At 67.6% G+C, this 19113-nt stretch carries 18 protein-coding genes and 1 pseudogene; 4 read left to right on the top strand and 15 right to left on the bottom strand.

The genetic code is table 11. The features are described from left to right. Positions 1-10 precede the first annotated feature (10 nt). From GY812_04850 to GY812_04835, 4 genes are read right to left on the bottom strand one after another with little or no spacing between them, the layout of a single operon-like run. A complete protein-coding gene (locus GY812_04850; protein MCP4434816.1) occupies positions 11-340 on the bottom strand; it encodes a hypothetical protein in 330 nt (109 codons plus the stop codon). Further along, entirely contained in the window at positions 337-1704 is a 1368-nt protein-coding gene (locus GY812_04845; protein ID MCP4434815.1) for a hypothetical protein, read from the bottom strand. The genes GY812_04850 and GY812_04845 overlap by 4 nt, the downstream gene beginning before the upstream one ends. Then, positions 1701-2360, bottom strand: coding sequence for a hypothetical protein (locus GY812_04840; GenBank protein ID MCP4434814.1), 660 nt, complete (start codon positions 2358-2360; stop codon positions 1701-1703). The genes GY812_04845 and GY812_04840 overlap by 4 nt, the downstream gene beginning before the upstream one ends. Positions 2361-2408: 48 nt before the next feature. Then, positions 2409-3515, bottom strand: coding sequence for a ferritin-like domain-containing protein (locus GY812_04835; protein ID MCP4434813.1), 1107 nt, complete (start codon positions 3513-3515; stop codon positions 2409-2411). 100 nt (positions 3516-3615) lie between these two features. Here GY812_04835 and GY812_04830 point away from each other — a divergent pair, with 100 nt between their 5' ends. From GY812_04830 to GY812_04820, 3 genes are read left to right on the top strand one after another with little or no spacing between them, the layout of a single operon-like run. Continuing rightward, the gene (locus tag GY812_04830; GenBank protein ID MCP4434812.1) at positions 3616-5160 is read left to right on the top strand and encodes a hypothetical protein; all 1545 of its coding nucleotides are present in this window, start codon (positions 3616-3618) and stop codon (positions 5158-5160) included. 55 nt (positions 5161-5215) lie between these two features. Then, positions 5216-5650, top strand: a complete 435-nt coding sequence (locus GY812_04825; GenBank protein MCP4434811.1) for a PaaI family thioesterase — start codon at positions 5216-5218, stop codon at positions 5648-5650. 48 nt (positions 5651-5698) lie between these two features. After that, complete coding sequence (locus GY812_04820) at positions 5699-6391, top strand: hypothetical protein (GenBank protein MCP4434810.1); 693 nt, start codon at positions 5699-5701, stop codon at positions 6389-6391. Between the two features lie 28 nt (positions 6392-6419). On the opposite strand, the gene GY812_04815 is transcribed toward GY812_04820, so the two are convergent. Genes GY812_04815 through GY812_04790 form a run of 6 tightly spaced genes read right to left on the bottom strand, consistent with a single transcriptional unit; the run spans position 6420 to position 12973 of the window. Continuing rightward, positions 6420-8369: a Rieske 2Fe-2S domain-containing protein gene (locus GY812_04815; GenBank protein MCP4434809.1), complete on the bottom strand. Its 1950-nt coding sequence runs from the start codon at positions 8367-8369 to the stop codon at positions 6420-6422. A gap of 17 nt (positions 8370-8386) precedes the next feature. Beyond that, positions 8387-10042 (bottom strand): Rieske 2Fe-2S domain-containing protein, encoded by a 1656-nt coding sequence (locus tag GY812_04810; GenBank protein ID MCP4434808.1) that lies wholly within the window; start codon positions 10040-10042, stop codon positions 8387-8389. A 40-nt stretch (positions 10043-10082) separates the two neighbouring features. Next, the gene (locus tag GY812_04805; GenBank protein ID MCP4434807.1) at positions 10083-11234 is read right to left on the bottom strand and encodes a hypothetical protein; all 1152 of its coding nucleotides are present in this window, start codon (positions 11232-11234) and stop codon (positions 10083-10085) included. A 9-nt stretch (positions 11235-11243) separates the two neighbouring features. Further along, the gene (locus GY812_04800) at positions 11244-11753 is read right to left on the bottom strand and encodes a PPOX class F420-dependent oxidoreductase (protein ID MCP4434806.1); all 510 of its coding nucleotides are present in this window, start codon (positions 11751-11753) and stop codon (positions 11244-11246) included. 48 nt (positions 11754-11801) lie between these two features. Continuing rightward, a complete protein-coding gene (locus GY812_04795; GenBank protein ID MCP4434805.1) occupies positions 11802-12782 on the bottom strand; it encodes a TauD/TfdA family dioxygenase in 981 nt (326 codons plus the stop codon). Continuing rightward, complete coding sequence (locus tag GY812_04790; protein ID MCP4434804.1) at positions 12779-12973, bottom strand: hypothetical protein; 195 nt, start codon at positions 12971-12973, stop codon at positions 12779-12781. Before GY812_04790 ends, GY812_04795 begins: the two co-directional genes overlap by 4 nt. A gap of 167 nt (positions 12974-13140) precedes the next feature. Between GY812_04790 and GY812_04785 the strand changes: the two genes are divergently transcribed. Continuing rightward, the gene (locus tag GY812_04785) at positions 13141-14355 is read left to right on the top strand and encodes a beta-lactamase family protein (protein MCP4434803.1); all 1215 of its coding nucleotides are present in this window, start codon (positions 13141-13143) and stop codon (positions 14353-14355) included. A gap of 24 nt (positions 14356-14379) precedes the next feature. Here the strand turns inward: GY812_04785 and GY812_04780 are convergent, their stop codons facing one another. The 5 genes and pseudogenes from GY812_04780 to GY812_04760 all read right to left on the bottom strand — a co-directional run bounded on the left by GY812_04780 (position 14380) and on the right by GY812_04760 (position 19083). Further along, positions 14380-15918 (bottom strand): aldehyde dehydrogenase family protein, encoded by a 1539-nt coding sequence (locus tag GY812_04780; protein ID MCP4434802.1) that lies wholly within the window; start codon positions 15916-15918, stop codon positions 14380-14382. A 127-nt stretch (positions 15919-16045) separates the two neighbouring features. After that, complete coding sequence (locus GY812_04775) at positions 16046-16474, bottom strand: hypothetical protein (protein ID MCP4434801.1); 429 nt, start codon at positions 16472-16474, stop codon at positions 16046-16048. A 194-nt stretch (positions 16475-16668) separates the two neighbouring features. Then, a complete protein-coding gene (locus tag GY812_04770) occupies positions 16669-17646 on the bottom strand; it encodes a sulfatase-like hydrolase/transferase (GenBank protein ID MCP4434800.1) in 978 nt (325 codons plus the stop codon). Positions 17647-17689: 43 nt separating this feature from the next. Beyond that, a pseudogene (locus GY812_04765) lies at positions 17690-17932 on the bottom strand (sulfatase-like hydrolase/transferase). Between the two features lie 11 nt (positions 17933-17943). Beyond that, positions 17944-19083 carry a hypothetical protein gene (locus GY812_04760; GenBank protein MCP4434799.1) on the bottom strand — a complete coding sequence of 380 codons (1140 nt, stop codon included), beginning with the start codon at positions 19081-19083 and terminating at the stop codon, positions 17944-17946. Positions 19084-19113 lie beyond the last annotated feature (30 nt).

The raw sequence follows: 19113 nt of genomic DNA, 5'->3' as shown, positions 1-19113 counted from the left end.
GGGCGCGCGTTCAACGCGTGCGGGGTACCTTCCCCTCGACCGCCAGGTCCACCCAGTGCCCCCACTCCTCGTCACGCGGCGACGCTTCGCCCGTCTCGAGTCGGCGCACCAGGTCGCGTCGCGGATCACCGGCGCTCTCCGGGCCACGCCTGACGGTGGACGGAGGCCGCGCAAGCAGGTAGAGCAGGGTGAGCGGGAACACGAGCGCTATCACGATGGCGGTGAGTGTCCGGCGTCCGCGGCCGATGTCCTTGCGGGTCGCCACATCCACCACCGCCATGACCCAGACCGCGATCGCAGGCAGGAACACAAGGATCCCGATCGCATCCTCCATGCTCATCCAGCAGTTCCGCCCGGACTGCCCGCGGCGGCGCCGAGCGCGGCCGACACTTCTGCTCCGACCATCGAGACCAACTGGTCGCGGTCCGACCTGAGCCCGACGCGGCGGCCGCGGCGGGCACCCCAGAGCCTGTTGCGCAGGCCGCGCCACCACAGTGCCGCCCGCTCGGCCACGAGGATCAGCGCCGAGAACGAGATCGGGAACAGCAACGCCAGTGAGAACGCACCATCGGCACCGTCGATGCGCCACCCCACCCACGTCCACAGGCACATCGCGATGCCGAACAGCACCGCCGCTGCCACCGGCATGACCGTCGCCATCATCGCCGGGGCCAGCCGCAGCTTGGTGACCAGCCAGGTGAGGGCCATCGGCACGGCGTGCGCAACGAGTCCGAGTGCCGCGTAAGGCAGCATCAGGACCCACGTGAGCACCGTGAGCACGCTGCGCCAGCGCAGCCCGCCGGCCCCTTCCACCGCCCAGCCGTCGGCGAGCCCCGAGTGGGCGAGGGCGTCGCGGTAGTCGGCTGCGTAGTCCTCGATCTCCCCGTGGTCCTCGCGAGCTGCGAGCCACGACGCCAGCCGGTCACGCAGGCCGATCGGAACGGAACGGTCGGGTGCCATCGAGCGCATGAAGACCTCGGCAGCGGTCTGCAGGGCCCTGGCCTCACGCCAGTCCTCGTAGTTGGGCGCCGAAGCCCGCAGCCGCGCTTCGATCAACTCGGTCAGCTCGTCCACAGCCGCACGCTCGTCGCCGATCTCGAGGTCGGGACGGTACCCCTCAACCAGGGCATCCAGGTCCAGTGGGTCGCCGCGGCGCACGTACACCGAGCTGCGGAACGCCGCCTTGTCGTCGTAGTGGATTCCCACCGGCACGATGCTGATGCCCTCGACGCCCGACTCCCGCGCGCCGAGCGCTATGCGCGCCGCTCCGGTCTTCACCTCACCGATGCTCGGCTCCTCACGGGTGATGCCCTCCGGAAAGATCAACAGCGTGTCGCCCTCTCGGAGGGCGTCGTGGCAGGAAGAGAACATGTCCGTGTTGTCGGCGCCCGACTTCGCCTCGCCGCCGGATCGCGAACGACCCCGGTGCACGGGGATCGCGCCCAGCCACGACATGACCTGCCGGGCCACCGGGTAACGCCAGATGGTGTCGTCGGCCAGGATCCGCGGCCGTCGCGGCAGCACCGACATCAACACGATGGCGTCGGCCGCCCCACCGAAGTGGTTGGACACCAGCAGCACCGGCCCGTCCTCCGTCGGAGCCAGGTCGCCGGCTGCCACCTCACGCCACGTGACCGCCGCAATGGCGTCGATCAGTCGCAGCTGGACCGGGTGGTCGGTCCAGGAACCGACGTGCGACTTCATCGGCCGCCTCCACTCTCGTCCTCGGCCGCGCCGTCAGCCGCACCGGCAGCGGCACCTTCCGACGCCGCTGGCGAGGAACGGTCCTCCGCCGGATCGGGCAAGGGCCACAGCACGGTGCCCCAGACTCCAGCGGCGCCGGCGGTGCACAGGTGCCACAGGCCGTGGAACTGGAGCACCGACCCGGAGTCGCAGGTCGGAGCGCCTGTGCGGCCGGCGAGGAATGCGAGCCCACCCGCGGCCCCCAATCCCGCTGCCGCCCAGACCCTTGGACCCAGAGCACCTTCGATCATCGGCACCCCGCGGAACCTGCGCACGACGGGCACACCGAGGCCGAGGCCGAGCATGCCCACGATCGGAAGGTCATGGAACAGCTGGGCGCCGGCGAACTGCGGTCCGTGGTAGGCGACACTCCCCGCCCCACTCAGTGCCACGAACGCGCCGTATGCGCCGGCCACTCCCCTGGAGCCGCGAGGCAACCGCCGTGTGCGGGCCAGAAGCCAGACCCCGGCGGCCACGTAGCCGATCGAAGTGGCGGTGTTGACCGGCTGGCCGATCAGGCCGCCGTGGAGGTCCTCGCAGTCCGCGTCGCCAAGCGTGTCCGGCTGGGACAGCGCCCGTGCCGCCAGCCGCATGGCGGTTTCTGCGGTGCGGACCATCAGCCCAGCCTAGGAACCCTCTGTTGCGTCGAGGGTGACCCGGCAGGATCAGTTGGCTCCGGCGCGGTCCTTCGCCACCTCGTCGAGCTCGTTGTACTCCGCCGAGGTGTCCACCCAGTCCTCGAACTGGATGATTCCCACTTCCTCGAAACGCTCGCGTAGCCAGCCATCGCCTGCATCGAGCAGGCCGAGCTTCTTGCAGTTGGGCACGATCTTGGAGAACAGGAGGCTGCGGAACATGTCCTCCTCCTCGGTGGGGTGCTCCATCATGAAGCGCACCAGAGGGCGCGGGTCGACGCCTTCGCGCTCCCACACATCGGTGTGGAACCAGCGGTTTCGCAGGCGCACGACCGCCTCGTAGGCGAACTCCTGGCGCTCGCGGATCTCAGCAGCGTTCATCTCGCCGTAGAGCTCCTGCAGGGTGAGCACCCCGAAGGCCACGTGTCGGGCTTCGTCGCTCATCACGTAGCGCAGCATCTTCTTCAGCAGCGGCTCGTCGGTCATCTGGTGGATGAAGCCGAACGCGGCGAGCGCCAGGCCCTCCACCATGATCTGCATGCCGAGGTAGGTGATGTCCCAGCGGCTGTCGATGACGATGTCGTCGAGCAGCCGGCCGAGATGCGGGTTGATCGGCAGGTGCTCGGAGAACTTCTCGTCCAGGTAGCGCTGGAACGCCTCGACATGGCGGGCCTCGTCCATGACCTGGGTCGAGGCGTAGTACTTGGCGTCGATCCACGGCACGGTCTCGACGATCTTGCCCGTCACCAGCAGGGCTCCCTGCTCACCGTGCAGGAACTGCGAGAGCATCGAGTTCTGCTCCTGGATCGAGTGGTGGACCCACTCCTTGTCACCCCACTTGGCGAGGTCGGGCGAGAACTCCGCGGCCTTGGTGCGGAAGCGCTGCGACGACTCGCTGCCGCCCATCGCGACCGCCATGCGCTCCTGGTCCACGTCGGTGTCCCATGGCAGGTCGGTGGTCACGTTCCACTGCGACGCCTTCGCCTTCTCATAGAGCTTCGAGAGGCCGTCGCGGCTTCTCTCGTAGTCCCAGGTGAACGCCGTGGTAGCCGTCGCGGCAACGGCGTGCTCGGTGCCGGTCGGGCTGCGCCCCGCATCGACAATCGACTCGATCTCGGCATCGCTGACAGTTCTCACGGCACTCCCCGGTGTCGTCATGGTTCCCCGAGGACACGACCATACAGGGGCACCACCTCGACTCGCCCGCACACCTCGATGTATGGCTAACGTGCTGGTCATGGGGCTCAGCCTGGACACAGTCGCCGAATTCGACACCGCAGAGGTGGCAGACCTACTCAGGCGCCGCGGACGCGTGCGCGGCGAACCCGTCGCCATCTCGCTGTTCGAATCGGAGATCCCGCCCGAGTACGGCGCCAAGCCGGTCGAGCCGTGCGCGATCGTGCGCGAGGCCATGGACTTCGGCCATCACGTCTACGTGGACGCGGAGCACCATGCCTGCCTCGCGGGTGCCTGGCAGGCTGGGTTCATCGAGCCGCCGGCCGAGATCAGCTCGGGCAAGTACCTCGCCACCCACACCGACTTCTTCACCGAGGAGGGCGCTCGGGTTGTGAAGAACGGCAACAACGTGCTCCCCCAGGGAACCGCTCGCGCGATCGGAGCCTGCCCACTTGACCAGGTGCCCGCTGGTGTCGCGATCGACGTGGTCGTGGTGGTGTGTGACCCCTCGATCGCAGCAATGGTCGGCGGAGTGCGCGTGGCCGTCGACGGCACGCCTCCGACGGGTGCGGCCGGCACGTCGTTGTGCGGCGACCTCTTCGCCCTCCCCTGGCACGAACCCAACGTGGTGGTCAGCACCGGCGACGTGGGCGGGCGGATGTTCAACAAGATCAAGCCCCACGAGATGTTCGTGATCATCCCGGCGCGGTGGGTCCACATGGTGCCCGAGGTGCTCGGCTCGCGCCCCGACCTGACGGGACTGCTCGATTCGATCAAGCCCGGCTACGCCGCCGAGCGCGAAGCCAAGCGCGAGGCACGCGCAGCGGCGGGTGAAGACGTCGAATGGGAACCCGAAGCGCTGGAATTGCTGGCGGCGGCACCGGAGCCGATCCGTGACTTCGCCGGCCCCACGATGGAGGAGTACGCACGCGAACACGGCCACCACACCGTCACCGTCGAGGTGATCGCCAAGCAGATGGAATCCATCGGCATGCGTCTCGAGGATGTCCTCGAGTTGGGTGACGACGAGGCCGAGGCCGCCCTGGCTGATCGTGACGAGGTCGGCGACGTGGCCGGGCGTGAAGCCGCGGAGGACCTGTCCGACCTCGCAGCGACGGTGCACGAACCTGCCGACGAGGACGACCTGGGACCCGGAAGGGTGCGTTCGCACGCCACCCGCCTGATCCCGACCGATGCAGCCCAGGTGTGGGAGGTCATAGCGGACGTTGGGGGGTGGGGAAGCTGGTACTCGGACATCCGCGACGTCCGCATGCGCGACGAAGTCGGCCACGGAGCCAAGATGCGCTTCTCGACAGGCCCGGTGAAGGTGAGCGCCGAGGTGTCACGCTTCGAGCACGAGGAGGTGCTCGAGTTCGTGGGTCGTTCCAAGGGCAGCACCTCGACGTACCGCTTCCACCTGCATGCCCGGCCGGAGGGCACGCTGGTCACGCTCCGCCAGGTGACCGACGGCATTGCGGCGCGCACGATGCGTCCCGTGCTGCAGAGGATCGCCGACACATCCCTGCCGCAGTGGCTGGAAGCCCTGCACAGCAAGGCCGCGACCGATCCCGAGGGTGGCTCGGCAGGTGACGACGACTCGTCGTGACCAGATCGGCAATACTGACTGGCGAGTCAACAAGACCGTGAGCAGAGGCGAGGCGATGAGCGACGGAATCGACGAGGAAACCCAACGCGCAATGCGCGCAGCGATACCGAAGACCTTCATGGGCACGCCGTTCATGAACGGCATGGGGATCCAGTTCGACAGGTACGAGCCCGACGACGTTGTCATCAGGCTCCCCTTCCGCGAGGACCTGACCAACGACGGCATCTTCTACCACGGAGGCGTGATCGCCACGGTCATAGACACCGCAGGCGCAGCGGTCACCTGGAGCAACCACGACTTCGACAAGGGCACCCGGGCCTCGACCGTGTCGATGACCGTGCAGTACGTGGGGGCCGCGAAGAAGTCGGACCTGCTGTGCCACGCCACCACAGTGAAGCGCGGCAAGGAACTCACCTTCACCGAGATCACCGCCACCGACGCGGACGGCAAGGTCATCGCCCACGCAGTGCAGACCTACCGCATCGTCTGAGGCACGAGCGAACGGCATGTTTCGCGAACTCGGTGTGTTCAGTGCACCATGGACACCATGACCTCCCCATTCGGGATCGCCGACCTCGAAGCCCACACCGACACCCGACTCGCACTCCAGTCGGTGGCCGAGCACGTTCTCGCCGCCGACCTGCACCACCACACCGGCAGGATCGGCCTGCGGGCCACACCTGGCGGGTTCGGCCAGCCCGAGTTCTCCGTCGGCGGCGTTCGCCGGCGTCTCAGAGTCGACAGCACATCGCTGGTGGTGCTCGAAGGCGACCACGAGACTTGGCACCCGCTCACCACGCTGGGTGCCGCCGCCGAATCGGCCTCGGTCCGACTCGGCGCCCCCACCCAGGTATTCACACCCGGCACTGCCGCCGACGCGGACGCCGAGCTGCGCATCGACGCGCACGCCGCTACGCGTCTCGCCGCCTGGTACGCACTGGTGCAGCAGGCGCTGGAGGCGGTCAGACGGGCCAATGCCGAGCGCTCCCCCGCCATCGTGCAGCTCTGGCCCGAACACTTCGACCTCGCGTTCAGCATGGCCGAGGTCAACTTCGGCGCCAGCCCCGGCGACGACGGCATCGCCGAGCCCTACCTGTATGTGGGCCCGTGGGAGCCCCGTGAGGGCGAGTTCTGGACCGAGCCCTTCGGTGCCAGCTACAGCTACGACCGCATCTCCTCGGTCGACGACGCGGTCAGCTTCTTCACCGAGGGCCTGCGCGCAGCCATCTGAACGGACACGCCGGACGGCTGGTCAGAGGTCAGACGAGGTCACCGTCGGCAACCACGTGCACGAGCGCGGGACCGTCTGCTGCGAATGCACCGGCGAGCGCGTCGTCGAGCTCACCGGACGTGCGCGCCGTGAACCCGGATGCGCCGCACAGCTCCGCGTAGGCGGCGAAGTCAGGGTTCACGAGGCTGGTCTGCCAGACATCGAGTTGGGCAGCACGCTGCTCCTTGGAGATCTTGCCGAGCTCGGAGTTGTCGATGAGCACGTGACGCACCGGGATCCCGTACTTCACGAACGTCGTCAGCTCGGCCATGTACTGGCCGAACCCACCGTCGCCGCTGATCGACACAAGTGGGCGAACGGGATCCGCAGCCCACGCCCCCAGCGCTGCGGGCAGGCCGAATCCGATCGACCCCAGATAGCCCGACATCAACACCGCCTGATCGCCGGAGGACTCGAAGTAGCGGCCGAACGAGTATGTGTTGTTGCCCACGTCGACACAGATCACGGCATCGTCGGGACAGTGCCGTCCCAGCGCGTCGAACACGGCCACCGAAGCGACGCCCCGACCACGCTCTTCGCCGAGTCGGCGCTGCTTCTCCGCTCGCCACAGCCCCCAGCGGTGAGCCAGGTCGCCTCGCTGGTCCACAGCAGCGAGATCGTCTCCGAGTGAGTCACACAGCTGGCCGACCGTCGCAGCCACATCGCCGAGCAGCCCACAGGTGACCGGGTGGAACCGTCCCAGTGCCGCCGGGTCATGGTCGACCTGCACGATGTCCTTGTAGTCGGCCACTCCGGTGTGGTTCGAGAACGACACACCGAGGGCGATCACGAGGTCCGACTCGTTCATGAGCCAGCTCGCAACAGGCGTCCCAGACCGACCGAGCACTCCCGCGCCGAGCGGATGGTCATCGCCGACCAAGCCCTTTGCCTTGAACGTGGTGAAGACCGGCGCACCCAGCCGCTCGGCCAGGCGAAGCACGGGATCGACCGCATCGCGGGCACCGTGGCCAACCACCACGACCGGCCGTTCGGCCGCCGCCATCAACTCTGTCGCCGTCGCCACAGCGGCAGGGTCAGCGACGGTTGCCCGGCTGGCGAGCCGTCCCTGCGGCGCGCCGGCCGGAGATTCGCTGCGCTGCTCCTGAACCTCGTCCGGCAGGACCAGATGGGCGACGCCGCCCTCGTCGATCGCATGCTTCACCGCCAGCGTCGCCAGTTCGGCGTGGTCCGAACCCGCGTGCACGGTGTGGCTCCACACCGCCACATCAGCGAAGGCTCCTTCGAGGTTGAGGTCCTGGAACGCGCCCCTGCCCAACACCTTCGACGGAACCTGGCCAGAGATGGCAATCACGGGTGCTCCGTCTACCCTGGCGTCGTAGAGCCCGGTGAGCAGGTTGGTCGATCCCGGCCCCGCGATCGCAAAGCAGGCCGCCGGTCTACCTGTGAGCTTGCCGTGCGCCGAAGCGGCAAACGCCGCGGCCCCCTCGTGGCGAATCCCCACATAGGTGAGCTCGCCGCGATCCTCCGCCCGGCGCATCGCATCGGCGAAGCCGAGATTGGAGTGCCCGACCATCCCGAACACATGGGTGACTCCCCAGGCGACGAGCGTCTCCACCATCACGTCGCCCACGGTCCGTTCATGTTCGGGCCGCACCGGGAGGTCGACGAAGGTGCCGTCGCCGTCGGTCGTGACGGTGAAACAGGTCGGGGCATCGGTGAAGCCCTCAGGCGGCCTGCCAGTGGTGGGGTCGTAGTCGTAGCCGTGCCACGGGCAGCGCAACCACCCGTGTTCGATCGTGCCCTCCCCGAGCGGTCCACCCTGGTGCGGGCACCGGTTGTCGAGCGCCCCGATTGTTCCGTCACAGTTCGTCACCGCCAGGCTGTGACCGTCGATGGTGACCGTGCGCACCCGGCCTTCATCGGGCAGGTCCGCCGGGTCGAGCCGGTGCCGCCGCACCGGCTCGCCACCGCTGCTCATCGCTGTCTCGTCGCCGCTCATGGCAGTACCCCTCCGTACGTGACGCCGGTGAGGTGGTGCACCTCGCGATTGAACGTCGTCAGGTCCTGTACCGCCAGCTCGGCGAGGTGATCGTGGCCGCAGGCGCGGGCGAGCACGGCCATGAGGTCAGCGGAAGCCTGCAGGAACCGCGCCAGCCGCGCTGCCGCCTCGTCCACAGGCAAGCGGGAGCGCAGCTCCGGGTCCTGCGTGGCAATGCCCACCGGGCAACGGTCGGTGTGGCACGCACGCATGCCCACACAGCCGATTGCCTGCAACGCAGAATTGGCGACCGCAACGGCATCCGCGCCCAGCGCCATCGCCTTGGCGAAGTCGGCGGGCGTGCGCAGGCCTCCGGTGGCAACCAGGGTCACGCCATCGGCATCGCTGCGGTCGAGATGGCGGCGCGCCCGGGCGATCGCAGGCATGGTGGGCACCGAGATGTGATCCCGGAAGATGAGCGGAGCTGCGCCTGTGCCACCGCCGCGACCGTCGAGGATTATGTAGTCGACACCGATCTCGAGAGCGGCGTCGATGTCCGCCTCGATGTGCTGTGCCGACAGCTTCGCCCCGATGGGGATGCCACCGCTTCGCTCCCTCACCTCAGCCGCGAAACCCGCGATCTCACCGATGCTGTCGAGGTTGGGGAAACGACTGGGTGACACCGCTGCGGTGCCCTCGGGGAGGTTGCGCACCTCGGCGATGCGGCCCACGACCTTGGGTCCGGGCAGGTGGCCACCGGTGCCGGTCTTCGCACCCTGGCCGAACTTGAAGTGGAAAGCCTGCACCGAGTCGAGATGGGCGAAGTCCCAGCCGAAACGGCCCGACGCCAACTCATAGAAGTAGCGGCTGTTCTCAGCCTGCTCGTCGGGCAACATCCCGCCCTCGCCGGAGCAGATCCCTGTGCCCGCCTGCTCGGCGCCACGGGCCAGCGCCACCTTCGCCTCTTCGGAGAGTGCGCCGAAGCTCATGTCTGACACGAACAGCGGAATGCCCAGCCGCAACGGCTTGGCGGCAGCGGGGCCGATCGTCACGTCGGTGCCGACCACGTCCTGATCGAAGCGCGGGAACCGTGCCAACTGCGCTGTGAGGAACTGGAGGTCGTCCCAACTCGGCAGGTCCGAACGGGGCACACCCATCGCCGACACCGGGCCGTGGTGCCCCACGCGGGACAGCCCGAACAGCGCCAGTTCGTGGATGTCGCCGACACGGTCCTCCTCGGCGCCCCCATGCGGATTCTCGTAGTGCCACTCGTACTCGGCGACTGCGCTGGTGCGCGCCTCGGGCACGTCGACCGGTGTCTCGGTGACATCGGTCGTGGGCCGCACCGTGGCCTGCTCGCGAACCTCGGCGGCGCACACGCGCACCTCGTCGCCATGGACCTCCACCTCGTAGCGGTGCAGCTTCTGGTTGGGGTCGTAGGCAGAGACGCCCGAGCACGCCCGGTAGTCCCAACCATGGAGGCTGCAGATCAGGTCGTCGCCGACCACCTTGCCGTCAGCGAGGCGCGCGCCCCGGTGCAGGCATCGGCCGGCCAGCACCGATACGTCGTCGCCCATCCGCACGACCACGAGCTCCATGCCGTGCAACGACACGCCGAAAGGCTCACGGTCGGCCACCTCGGAAAGGTTCGCCACGACTATCGGCTCGATCATGGCTCGTACGCTACCGGCGCACCGGCGAGGTCAGGTCGCGTCAGAGCCAGGACTCGTCTGCCAGGCCCGCATCGGGCCATGGCCCCGCCGCGACGGTCTGGCAGTTGCCCCAACCGGTCCCGCCACCGATCGGGTCGGTCACCCGCACCGCGGTGTCGCGGATCTGGTGGATCCGCCGCGCAGTCGCGGGGTCGCGGCAGTCCTCGATGAACTCGCCTTCGACCTGCAGCTCGCCCCGGAACTCGCCGTGGTGGTGGCCGTCGTAGCCGAAGTAGAGGCCGAGGTGCACGCCCGTGTCGCCCAGGGCCTCGAGGTGAAACGGCCTGCTGGAACCGTCGTCCATCACCGCCTCGATCGTGCCGCCGAGGAACCGACGGTTGTCAGGGTCGAACGCCAGATCGGGCTCCATTGCCACGATCGGCTCACGCGACCCGTCCGGATGCTCGACGCCGGCCGTCACCGTGCGCTGGTCGAGGCCCGGCATGGCGAAGCGGGTGAAGTGCAGGTGGCTCGCGTACCGGGATCCGTCGGGCCGTTCCAGCAGTGCCGGACACCACATCATCATGAAGCCGACCCCGGCCGGGATCTCGATCTCGGCGCCCTCGACATCCACCGGTGGCACACCCACGTCGTAGCGAACACCCCAGGAGTGGTCCCGCGTCGACACCCAGCTCTCCGGGTCGATCTCGGTGCGCTCGCCGTCCACCTCGACCCAGCCCTCGGCGATGCCGGTCTGGTGGTAGCGCACGAGGTCGGCCGAGATTCGGTAGCCGGCGCGTAGGTGGGTGCGCTCCTCCACCACCGGAGGCACCACGGATGTGAAGGTCCAGTCAAAGGAGATTGGCTGGCAATCGTTGGCCTCGAGGTGGAACCGCACCTTGTGCAGGGGTTCCACCACCTCGTAGCGAACCGGGCCGATGGAGGTGAGTTCGGGCTCGGGCGCGAGCCGCCGACTGGCACGCACCGTGTGCTGCGAAGCGCCTCTGCCCACCGCTGCGTAGGCATCCATGACGTTGCGATTCGTGTACTTGCCCAGTCCGAAGCCCAACTGGATGCTGCCGTCGCGTGCCATGGCCATGGCGCAGACCTTCTCGGTCCACGATGGGTCCGAGGTACCGACCGTGGCGAAGGTGTCGGTTGTCTGGTGGGTGAGCTGCTCGTCAGCCGCCAGTAGTTCGCCGATCGGGTTCACGGCGGCCCCTCACCCGCGCTCGTGGATGTGCTCGGCAGTCGTTCCACCGATCGGCATCGCGTCCATGCCGAGCTTGTGGTGATCCCACGAACGCACCCGTTCCACGTCGACCTTCACCGCTATTCGGTTCTGCAACATGATCTCCACGAACGGCTTCATGTCTTCGGTGTACGGGCCGTTGTAGCGCTCCCAGACACTGACACCGACCTCCCAGAGTCGGTCGGGATCGTCAGTGATCTCCGCGGTCCCCTCGAAGGAGACACCGCGCAGGCTGTCGTAGGTCTCGCCGTCCTCGATAAGCACCGTGACTCGCGGGTCTCGGCGCAGATTGACGGCCTTCTGGGACTTGCTCTTGGTCTCGAACCAGATCGCCCCGTCGACCACGGCGTACCACATGGCCACCAGGTGCGGGGTGCCGTCGGCCCCGACCGTCGCGATGGTGGCGGTTCGACTCCGCTGGAGGTAGTCCTCGATCTCATCGTCGCTCATGGCGACCCTTGAACGCTCGTTCTTGCCCATCGCCGCAAGCTACCCGCGTCCTGCAACCCCCACAGTGAGCTCGGGCAATCAGAGGGTCAGCCAGAGGCGCAGCAGGTGGCGCGGGTCATCGGGACCGTCGACGTATCCGGTTCGGGCGTGGGCCACCGTGTGGTTGGAACAGAGCTGGAGATCACCCGGCTCCAGGTCCATGACTATGTGCACATCCGGCCGTGCCGAGATCGCGTCCCAGGCATCAAGGGCCTCGACCAGCTCGTCGTCAAGCTCCACGTCGTCGTGGCGGGCAACCGAGCGCAGGTAACCGAGATGCATGAACGTGGCGGGCCTCTCGCCGTCGAAGCAGACCGGGCGCACCGGCACATGGGTGAAACCCTCCCCGTCACTGCGGGTGTCCAGCTCCGCCAACTCACACAAGCGGGCCGCCAGCAGAGGTGTTGTGGCCACCATCTCGTCCAGCACGGTCACCGACGACACAAGGCGCGACGCGCCACCCTCGGCCGCGGTCGACAGACACAGCAGGCCGACCACGTCGGCCGCGTCGCAGTGAAACGCGATGTCGACGGTGGACCGGTACTCCCGTGCGAGTGGCGTGTCGGTGGGGTCGTGGTAGTCGGTGACGTGACCGAGCAGGTCACCCTCTCCGTTCTGTGCGCCGGGGTGGCCGAGGTGCAGGCCCAACGCCCAGAAGGCGGCCTCGCACTCGGCCGGCTCCAGCTCCTGGACAGGAAGACCGCGCCACACGACGAATCCCCGGCCGTCGGCGAGCTCGCCACGACTCAGCTCGACCAGCGCCGAGAACTCGTCGAGCGCGACGTCCGACCTGGTGAGCTCGCCGAGGTCGGCGCCCGTGGCGACCAGCTCCCGACCGACCGCAGCGAACCGTGCGCGTTGGCGGTCATCGAGCTCGACGCGCCACAGCGCGGGATCAGTCAGGTCCGCGCCTGACCACGCCGCGGGCCCACCCGTGGGCGCGTCGGGAACCCCTACGTGCGGGCGATCGTTGAAATACGAGAGGGTCTGGTCCAGGTAGGACCTGTACGTCGGGATCAGCCCGCGGGGTCGTACGGCTCCGGGTCGGAATCGGCGGTCATCTGCTTGATGACCGCGAAGACGATCCCGATGATTCCGAGGAGGATGATCATCTTCAGCAGCTTGTGGGACGACTTGGCCGCCGTGTCGGCTGCGTCATCCAGGGAGTCCGCCACGATGTCGACGACCTCGTCGTTGGTGAGGGTGCTCATTGATTCTCCAGTTGGTCTTGGCCCTGATGGACCCTTGTTGGGCCCCGTCGGACCGGCGCCCAACATACCCCCTCAGCGACGGCTTGCGACGCGGTACTTCATCGGAGCTCGAAGCAGTCACTCAGAACCGATTACCGCGGTCAGGGACCGACCACCACACTTGTTGCATGCCGACCCGCTCCTCCCTGGCTCCCCTGGTGACACTGCTCGCACTGCTCGCACTGCTCGCAGGTGCGTGCAGCACCACCGGCAAAGCTGATGCATCGCCGGCGCCTCCAGGGAACGCACCGGAGCTGGAGGGCGAAGAGCCGGGTGATGATGCCGCCTCCGGGCCGTACTTCCCCGGCGAGGAATGGGAAACCGTCGATGCCGGGGCGGCCGGAATCGACCGGGCGGCGCTCGACGCCATCGCCGCCGACGCGGAGGCCGGGCTCTCCAACTGCTTCCTCGTGACCCGTGGAGGAAGGATCGTCGACGAGTGGTACTGGCAGGACACCGACGAGAACTCGACACAGGAGACCTTCTCGGCATCCAAGTCGTTCACGGCGACCCTGGTCGGAATGGCCGCCGACGAGGGGTACCTGACGGTCGAGGACAAAGCTTCGACCTGGATCCCCGAATGGGTCGGCACCCCTTCTGAGGACATCACCGTCGAGCAGCTCCTCAACAACACCTCGGGCCGCTTCTATGACTTCCAGACCGACTACGTCGAGATGGCCGCGAAGGCGTCCGACAAGACCGCCTTCGCCATCGGCCTGGAGCAGGAACACGACCCGGGCACCGAGTGGGTCTACAACAACTCGGCCATCCAGACCCTCGAGCAGGTCTTCGAGGGAGCCACCGGCCAGGACATGGCCGACTTCGCGGACGAGCGGCTGTTCGGGCCTCTCGGAATGCAGGACAGCTCCATCGACCGCGATCGGGCCGGCAACCCGCTCACCTTCATGGGTGTTCAGTCCACCTGCCGCGACATGGCCCGGTTCGGGATCATGGCGCTGCGCGACGGAAACTGGGACGGCGAACAGGTCGTGTCCGAGGAATGGATGGAAGCCTCCACCGGCGAGTCCAGCCAGGAGATGAATGCTGCCTACGGCTGGCTGTGGTGGCTCAACCGCCCGGGTCGGATCATGGGCGGCGACAACGCGACGGGCGAGGACGGCGACGAGTCCGCGGCCCAGGTGAAGCAGATGATCGAAGGGGCGCCCGAGGAGATGTTCTTCGCCATGGGCCTCGGTGGACAGATGATCGCCATCGACCCCGGCACAGAAACCGTCGTGGTGCGCATGGGGCCGGCCACCTACGACGATGACATCGAGAAGTTTGAGCGCAAGGACATCCCCCGCGTGGTCACCGAAGCGGTCGTCGGCGACATGCAGGACTGAGCGCTCTACTTCTTCAGCTTCGCTCTACTTCTTCAGCTTCGCTATGCCCTTGCCCCAGGTGACGCGGATCATGCGCTGCATGATCTTCTCGGTGCTCGGCTTGTAGGGGTACTGACCGGCGGTCTGCTTGCCACCGAAGCGGTCGATGACGATGGGCTGCGCATGGGTGAAGCTGCGTACTCCGACCTTGCCGTTGGCCTGGCCGACTCCGCTCTCGCGACGGCCACCGAACGGGGCCTCGGGGATGCCATAGGTGAGCGCCATGTCGTTGACCGACACGCTGCCTGTGTGCAGCCGCGAGGCAATCTCGACGCCGGCATCCACATCTGAGGTCCACACGCTGCCCGCGAGGCCGTAGTTGGTGTCGTTGGCGTACTTGATGGCCTCGTCCACGCTCGCGACGGGCACGATCGGCAGGACGGGACCGAAGGTCTCGTCGCGCATCACTGCCATGTCGTGGTTGACGCCGGTCAACACCGTTGGCTCGAAGTAGAGCCCGGGGAGCTTGTCGTTGCGCTTGCCACCCACCAGCGCTGTCGCGCCGTCGGCGATGGCCGAGTCGACCTGCTCGGTGACCTTGTCGAGCTGGCGGTCCCAGAACATCGGGCCCACATCGAACGAGCCGGAGGTCTCCTGGCGGAGGCTGCGCACTCGGTCAACCACCCGTTGTGTGAACTCCTCGACCACGTCCTCCATGACGTAGACCCGCTCGGTGCCACAGCAGTACTGGCCGGTGTTGAACATCGAACCGACCACGGCACCACCGGCCGCTGCGTCGAGATCCGCGTCGGAGCACACGATCATGGCGTCATTGCCGCCCAGCTCGAGGGTGTGCGGGATCAGTTGGCGACCGCACGCCTCCGCGATCTTGCGGCCCGTGGCGACGCTGCCCGTGAAGTGGACCTTGTCGACTCCGCCCTCGACCAGGGCCGCGCCCGTCTCGCCGTCGCCCATGGCCACCTGGATCACGCCTTCGGGTATACCGGCACGCTCGAACAGGTCGACGGCCAGCTTGCCGGAGTAGGGGGTCACCTCGGACGGCTTCACCACCACGGTGTTGCCGGCGATGAGTGCCTGGATGGCCGGATTGAGCGAGAGGATCAGGGGACCGTTCCACGGCGAGATGACGCCCACGACGCCCAGCGGCTGGTACCGAACCTGCACCTTCTTGGTGAGGCGCAGGACGCCATGGGTCGGCATCGATTCGGCGCGCAGCCACTTGCCGGCGTTCTTCGCGAGGTATGCAAGCGAATCTGCCGCTGCGAACACGTCGATCATCAGGGCCTCGCTGCGCGGCTTGCCCGACTCACGCACGATCACGTCGACGAGCTCATCCTGGCTGTCCACGAGCACCGCCAGGGCGCGCTTCAGGTACTCGGCGCGGCCTGCGGGGCCCAGTGCCTCCCACGCGGGCTGGGCCTCACGGGCGCGTGCGACGAGCGAGCGGACTTCGTCCGGCGTGGTGCACTCGAGCTGGCCGATCGGGTCGCCGGTTGCGGGTGATGCGAGGTCGTAGCGTCGCCGACCGGACTCGGTGGGCTCTGCGGGCTTGACGATTGCCATCTTGGTTCCCCCTGCGGGTGATCTGACGGAGTGTCAGGTCAGAGGCCACCAGAAAACCACAGTGGGGCCCGCACTTTCCAGCACGGGCCCCACCGTGGGGGGGGATCAGGGATGGGTTATCGCGCCGTCAGGCGGTCTCGAAGAAGTCCTCGGACTTCCGATTGAACAGCAGCCACAGCACGATCAGCGACACCACTGCGGCGACTGTGCCGGATGCCCGCTGTTCACTTTGCAGTGCCACCATCGCCCACACACCGGCGGCGAGGTTGAACACGGCGATGACGGCATAGAACACACGCACGATCTGGCTTCCCTTGCCGAGCAAGTTGGCGAGGAAGATCTGCGCGATGCCGATCACGGCCACCATGAGGCCGAAGGCGAGGAGCTGGTTCTCGGAGTGGAATGTGAGCCCCTGGAACGTGTCGTCCTGGCGGTCGAGCATGATCAGCACGCCTCCCAGCAGATTGAAGAACCCGCCTATGTAGCCGAGCACGACCAGCAGCGTGACCTCCCACGGCCGCTGCGCCGGTTGCAGTGTCTCTCGTTCGGTTGCCATGATGACTCCGTTCCGTGGCGCCGACGCCACTCGGCGTCAGCCTATTCGCCCGGCGCCTCGAAGCCGGGGACCTGAGGAGCCGGCTCGCCCGGAGACGTTGCGAGGTCGGCAATGGCACTCGCCCGTCCTGCGCTGAGCTGACCGAGGTTGGCGTAGATGTGGGCGCGCCCGGGGCTCGGATCGGCGCTCCAGGACTATTCGCTGGGCGTCAGGCGTTTCTGTGCGCGTTGTTCCTCGAGCACGTCTTCGAGGGCCTCGCGGGCGTCGAGGGCGTCGGCGTACCTGTTGTCCCGTTCATGGACATCGGACGTGAGGTCGTGAAGCTCCCACTCCTCTTCGTCGGTGTGCTGGTCGGCGTCGTAGTAGCGGTTGAGCTTCCAGAGGTGGCCTTCGAACTCGCTTATGACCGATTCGACGCAACCCGGCGGTGGGACGGCCTCGAACACCTCGTGCGATATCGGTCCCCGGTGGATGTCGCCGCGGCTGATCTCGTCCTCGGTCATGAAGTAGATCGGCTCCCTGGATGGTTCCCCGTTCCCTCTCAGAACGCTCGACAGATCGCGCCCCGGCAGCGGCTGCAACTGACTGAACTCACCCGGAAGCTTGTCGGTGAGCTGGCCGGGGCTCGTTCCGGCCAGGCCCAGAAGTGTCGGAAGCAGGTCGACGTGGCTGGTCGGCACCTCGGTTCGGCCGGGAGCGATTCCGGGTCCACGCGCCACGAACGGCACGCGAATGGACTCCTCGTAGGCGACGTGCCACTTCTCGATCAGCCCGCCGTGTGCACCGAGTTGATCGCCGTGGTCAGCGGTGTGGATCACGATCGTGTTCTCGGCGAGACCGTTGCGTTCGAGTGGCCCCAGGATCCGGGAGATCGACTCGTCGACCATCGCCTGCAGGAAGTGGTAGAGCCGACGGAACTCCGAGTCGGTCGGCTGGGGGAAGACCATCTTCGGCCACACGTCTCGGAGTGCCTTCTGGCAGGCCGGACGATCGTCCAACGAGTCCTGTTGCGACGGCGCTTCTGGCACCTCGGGGACCCAATCCGGCACGGGTGGGAAACCGAACATCTTCCACGGCTCGCCACTGAACACGATGTCGTGCGGGTTGAGGAACGACGCCACGGCCATCCACGGCTGGCCGCCGTCGCCTTCGAGCCCGAGCTGGTCGAACACCTCCGAGCCACTTCATCCACGGGCCCGTCGCAGACTTGCCGAGTCCATCAGTGTTGCGAACCCGGTGCAGGCTCGGATACTGGCCGGTGAAGATCGATGCCCGACTCGGCACACACGCGGTCGCCGCCGTGTAGTGACGGCCGAACTGCATCCCCTCCCGCTCGAGGCTGCTGCGAGCCGGCAATCGCTCCTTCCTGAAATCGGCCAGCGCTTCGACTTCATAGTCCGGCTGGGCACGCTCCTCATCGGTGAGGATCAACAGGATGTTCGGCCGTGAACCGGTCATGGTGCCGCACCCTACCGGGCACTGTCCTTCCCCTGAACGAGGGTCTGGCCGTACTCGACGCTCGGAGCGTCGGACGCGAAGTAGTGCTGGCCCCCGGCGTGCAGGTCCCTGAAGCACTTCTGCAGCGGTCCCTCGCGCAACGCGGAGGTGCCGGCGAGCGTGTAGGCCTCGCGTGCCAGTTCCACGGAGTCGCGGTTGGCATGCACGCACGCCTGACGGACGAGGTTCGCCGTGGGCACGGACACGAAATCGCCGCGGGCCTCGCACTCGGCCTCAGCTTGCTCGCAGACCTCCGCGACCCAGGCCCTCGCCGCACGGTGCCGCGACTCGAGACGGGCCAGGTTGATCAGGAAGTACTCCGAATCGGCCAGACCGGCGGTGGCACCCATGCGGGTCTTGGTCCTGGCCAGCTCCGTGAGCTCATCGAGCATCCGTCGTGCCACTCCGAGCGCCCATCCGGCGTGACCGGCCGCTGTCAGGGGCAACACACCCAGGTAGTGCTTGGCAGAGCCGCGGTGCACGGTCGGGGTGAAGAAGTCGAAAGCACTGACCCGTGGCACACGCACCCCGTGCACTCCGTAGTCGATGGACTGCGTGGCGCGCAGGCCCAGCACTTCCCAGTTGCCCTTCTGGTCGATGAGGCCCTGGGGGAAGCAGCCCATCAGGTAGGCGGCATCGCCACCGTCGGCGGGCGTGGCGAAGAAGCCCGCTCCGGCGAAGTCGGCCAGCACGATTCCGGAACCGAACTGGTAGTCGCCGTCCAGCAACCAGTCGTCGCCGTCCGCCGTGGCCGCACCGTTGGGTGCGAACTGCCCTGCCACCACGGGCAGCGAGCCCTCCGGTCGTCCATCCATGAGGATGCCGATGCCCTCGTCGTCCAGGTACGCCCCGAAGTAAGCCAGCGCCGAGTCGGCGGCGAAGGAGCACCAGCCGATCGAACCGTCGGCCCGCGAGAGCTCCGCCCACACGTCGACCGCTTCCACCAGGGGCAGGTCGGCACCGCCCAGTGCCTTGGGCACGGCCACGCCGTTGAGCCCGGCGGTTGCGATCGCGTCGAGGGCGGAGCGATCAAACGACTCCCCCGGGCGCGTCGCCTGCGCGATCGTGTCCAGCTCTTCATACAGATCCCGTGCGGCGGCTACTGCGGTCATGTGACCCTCCTTGTCCGGGTGCATCCTTGC

The sequence above is a fragment of the Actinomycetes bacterium genome (assembly GCA_024222295.1).
In the GTDB taxonomy this organism is placed as follows: Bacteria; Actinomycetota; Acidimicrobiia; order Acidimicrobiales; family Microtrichaceae; genus JAAEPF01.
This window is presented reverse-complemented; position numbering and strand designations above follow the sequence as displayed.

What these genes read in the sequence shown, in the direction of transcription:
- GY812_04760 (MCP4434799.1), bottom strand. Translation starts at nt 19,083, where the DNA reads ATGACCGCAGTAGCCGCCGCACGGGATCTGTATGAAGAGCTGGACACG.
- GY812_04800 (MCP4434806.1), bottom strand. Translation starts at nt 11,753, where the DNA reads ATGGGCAAGAACGAGCGTTCAAGGGTCGCCATGAGCGACGATGAGATC.
- GY812_04850 (MCP4434816.1), bottom strand. Translation starts at nt 340, where the DNA reads ATGAGCATGGAGGATGCGATCGGGATCCTTGTGTTCCTGCCTGCGATC.
- GY812_04815 (MCP4434809.1), bottom strand. Translation starts at nt 8,369, where the DNA reads ATGAGCAGCGGTGGCGAGCCGGTGCGGCGGCACCGGCTCGACCCGGCG.
- GY812_04790 (MCP4434804.1), bottom strand. Translation starts at nt 12,973, where the DNA reads ATGAGCACCCTCACCAACGACGAGGTCGTCGACATCGTGGCGGACTCC.
- GY812_04820 (MCP4434810.1), top strand. Translation starts at nt 5,699, where the DNA reads ATGGACACCATGACCTCCCCATTCGGGATCGCCGACCTCGAAGCCCAC.
- GY812_04825 (MCP4434811.1), top strand. Translation starts at nt 5,216, where the DNA reads ATGAGCGACGGAATCGACGAGGAAACCCAACGCGCAATGCGCGCAGCG.
- GY812_04830 (MCP4434812.1), top strand. Translation starts at nt 3,616, where the DNA reads ATGGGGCTCAGCCTGGACACAGTCGCCGAATTCGACACCGCAGAGGTG.
- GY812_04810 (MCP4434808.1), bottom strand. Translation starts at nt 10,042, where the DNA reads ATGATCGAGCCGATAGTCGTGGCGAACCTTTCCGAGGTGGCCGACCGT.
- GY812_04775 (MCP4434801.1), bottom strand. Translation starts at nt 16,474, where the DNA reads ATGGCAACCGAACGAGAGACACTGCAACCGGCGCAGCGGCCGTGGGAG.
- GY812_04845 (MCP4434815.1), bottom strand. Translation starts at nt 1,704, where the DNA reads ATGAAGTCGCACGTCGGTTCCTGGACCGACCACCCGGTCCAGCTGCGA.
- GY812_04785 (MCP4434803.1), top strand. Translation starts at nt 13,141, where the DNA reads ATGCCGACCCGCTCCTCCCTGGCTCCCCTGGTGACACTGCTCGCACTG.
- GY812_04780 (MCP4434802.1), bottom strand. Translation starts at nt 15,918, where the DNA reads ATGGCAATCGTCAAGCCCGCAGAGCCCACCGAGTCCGGTCGGCGACGC.
- GY812_04840 (MCP4434814.1), bottom strand. Translation starts at nt 2,360, where the DNA reads ATGGTCCGCACCGCAGAAACCGCCATGCGGCTGGCGGCACGGGCGCTG.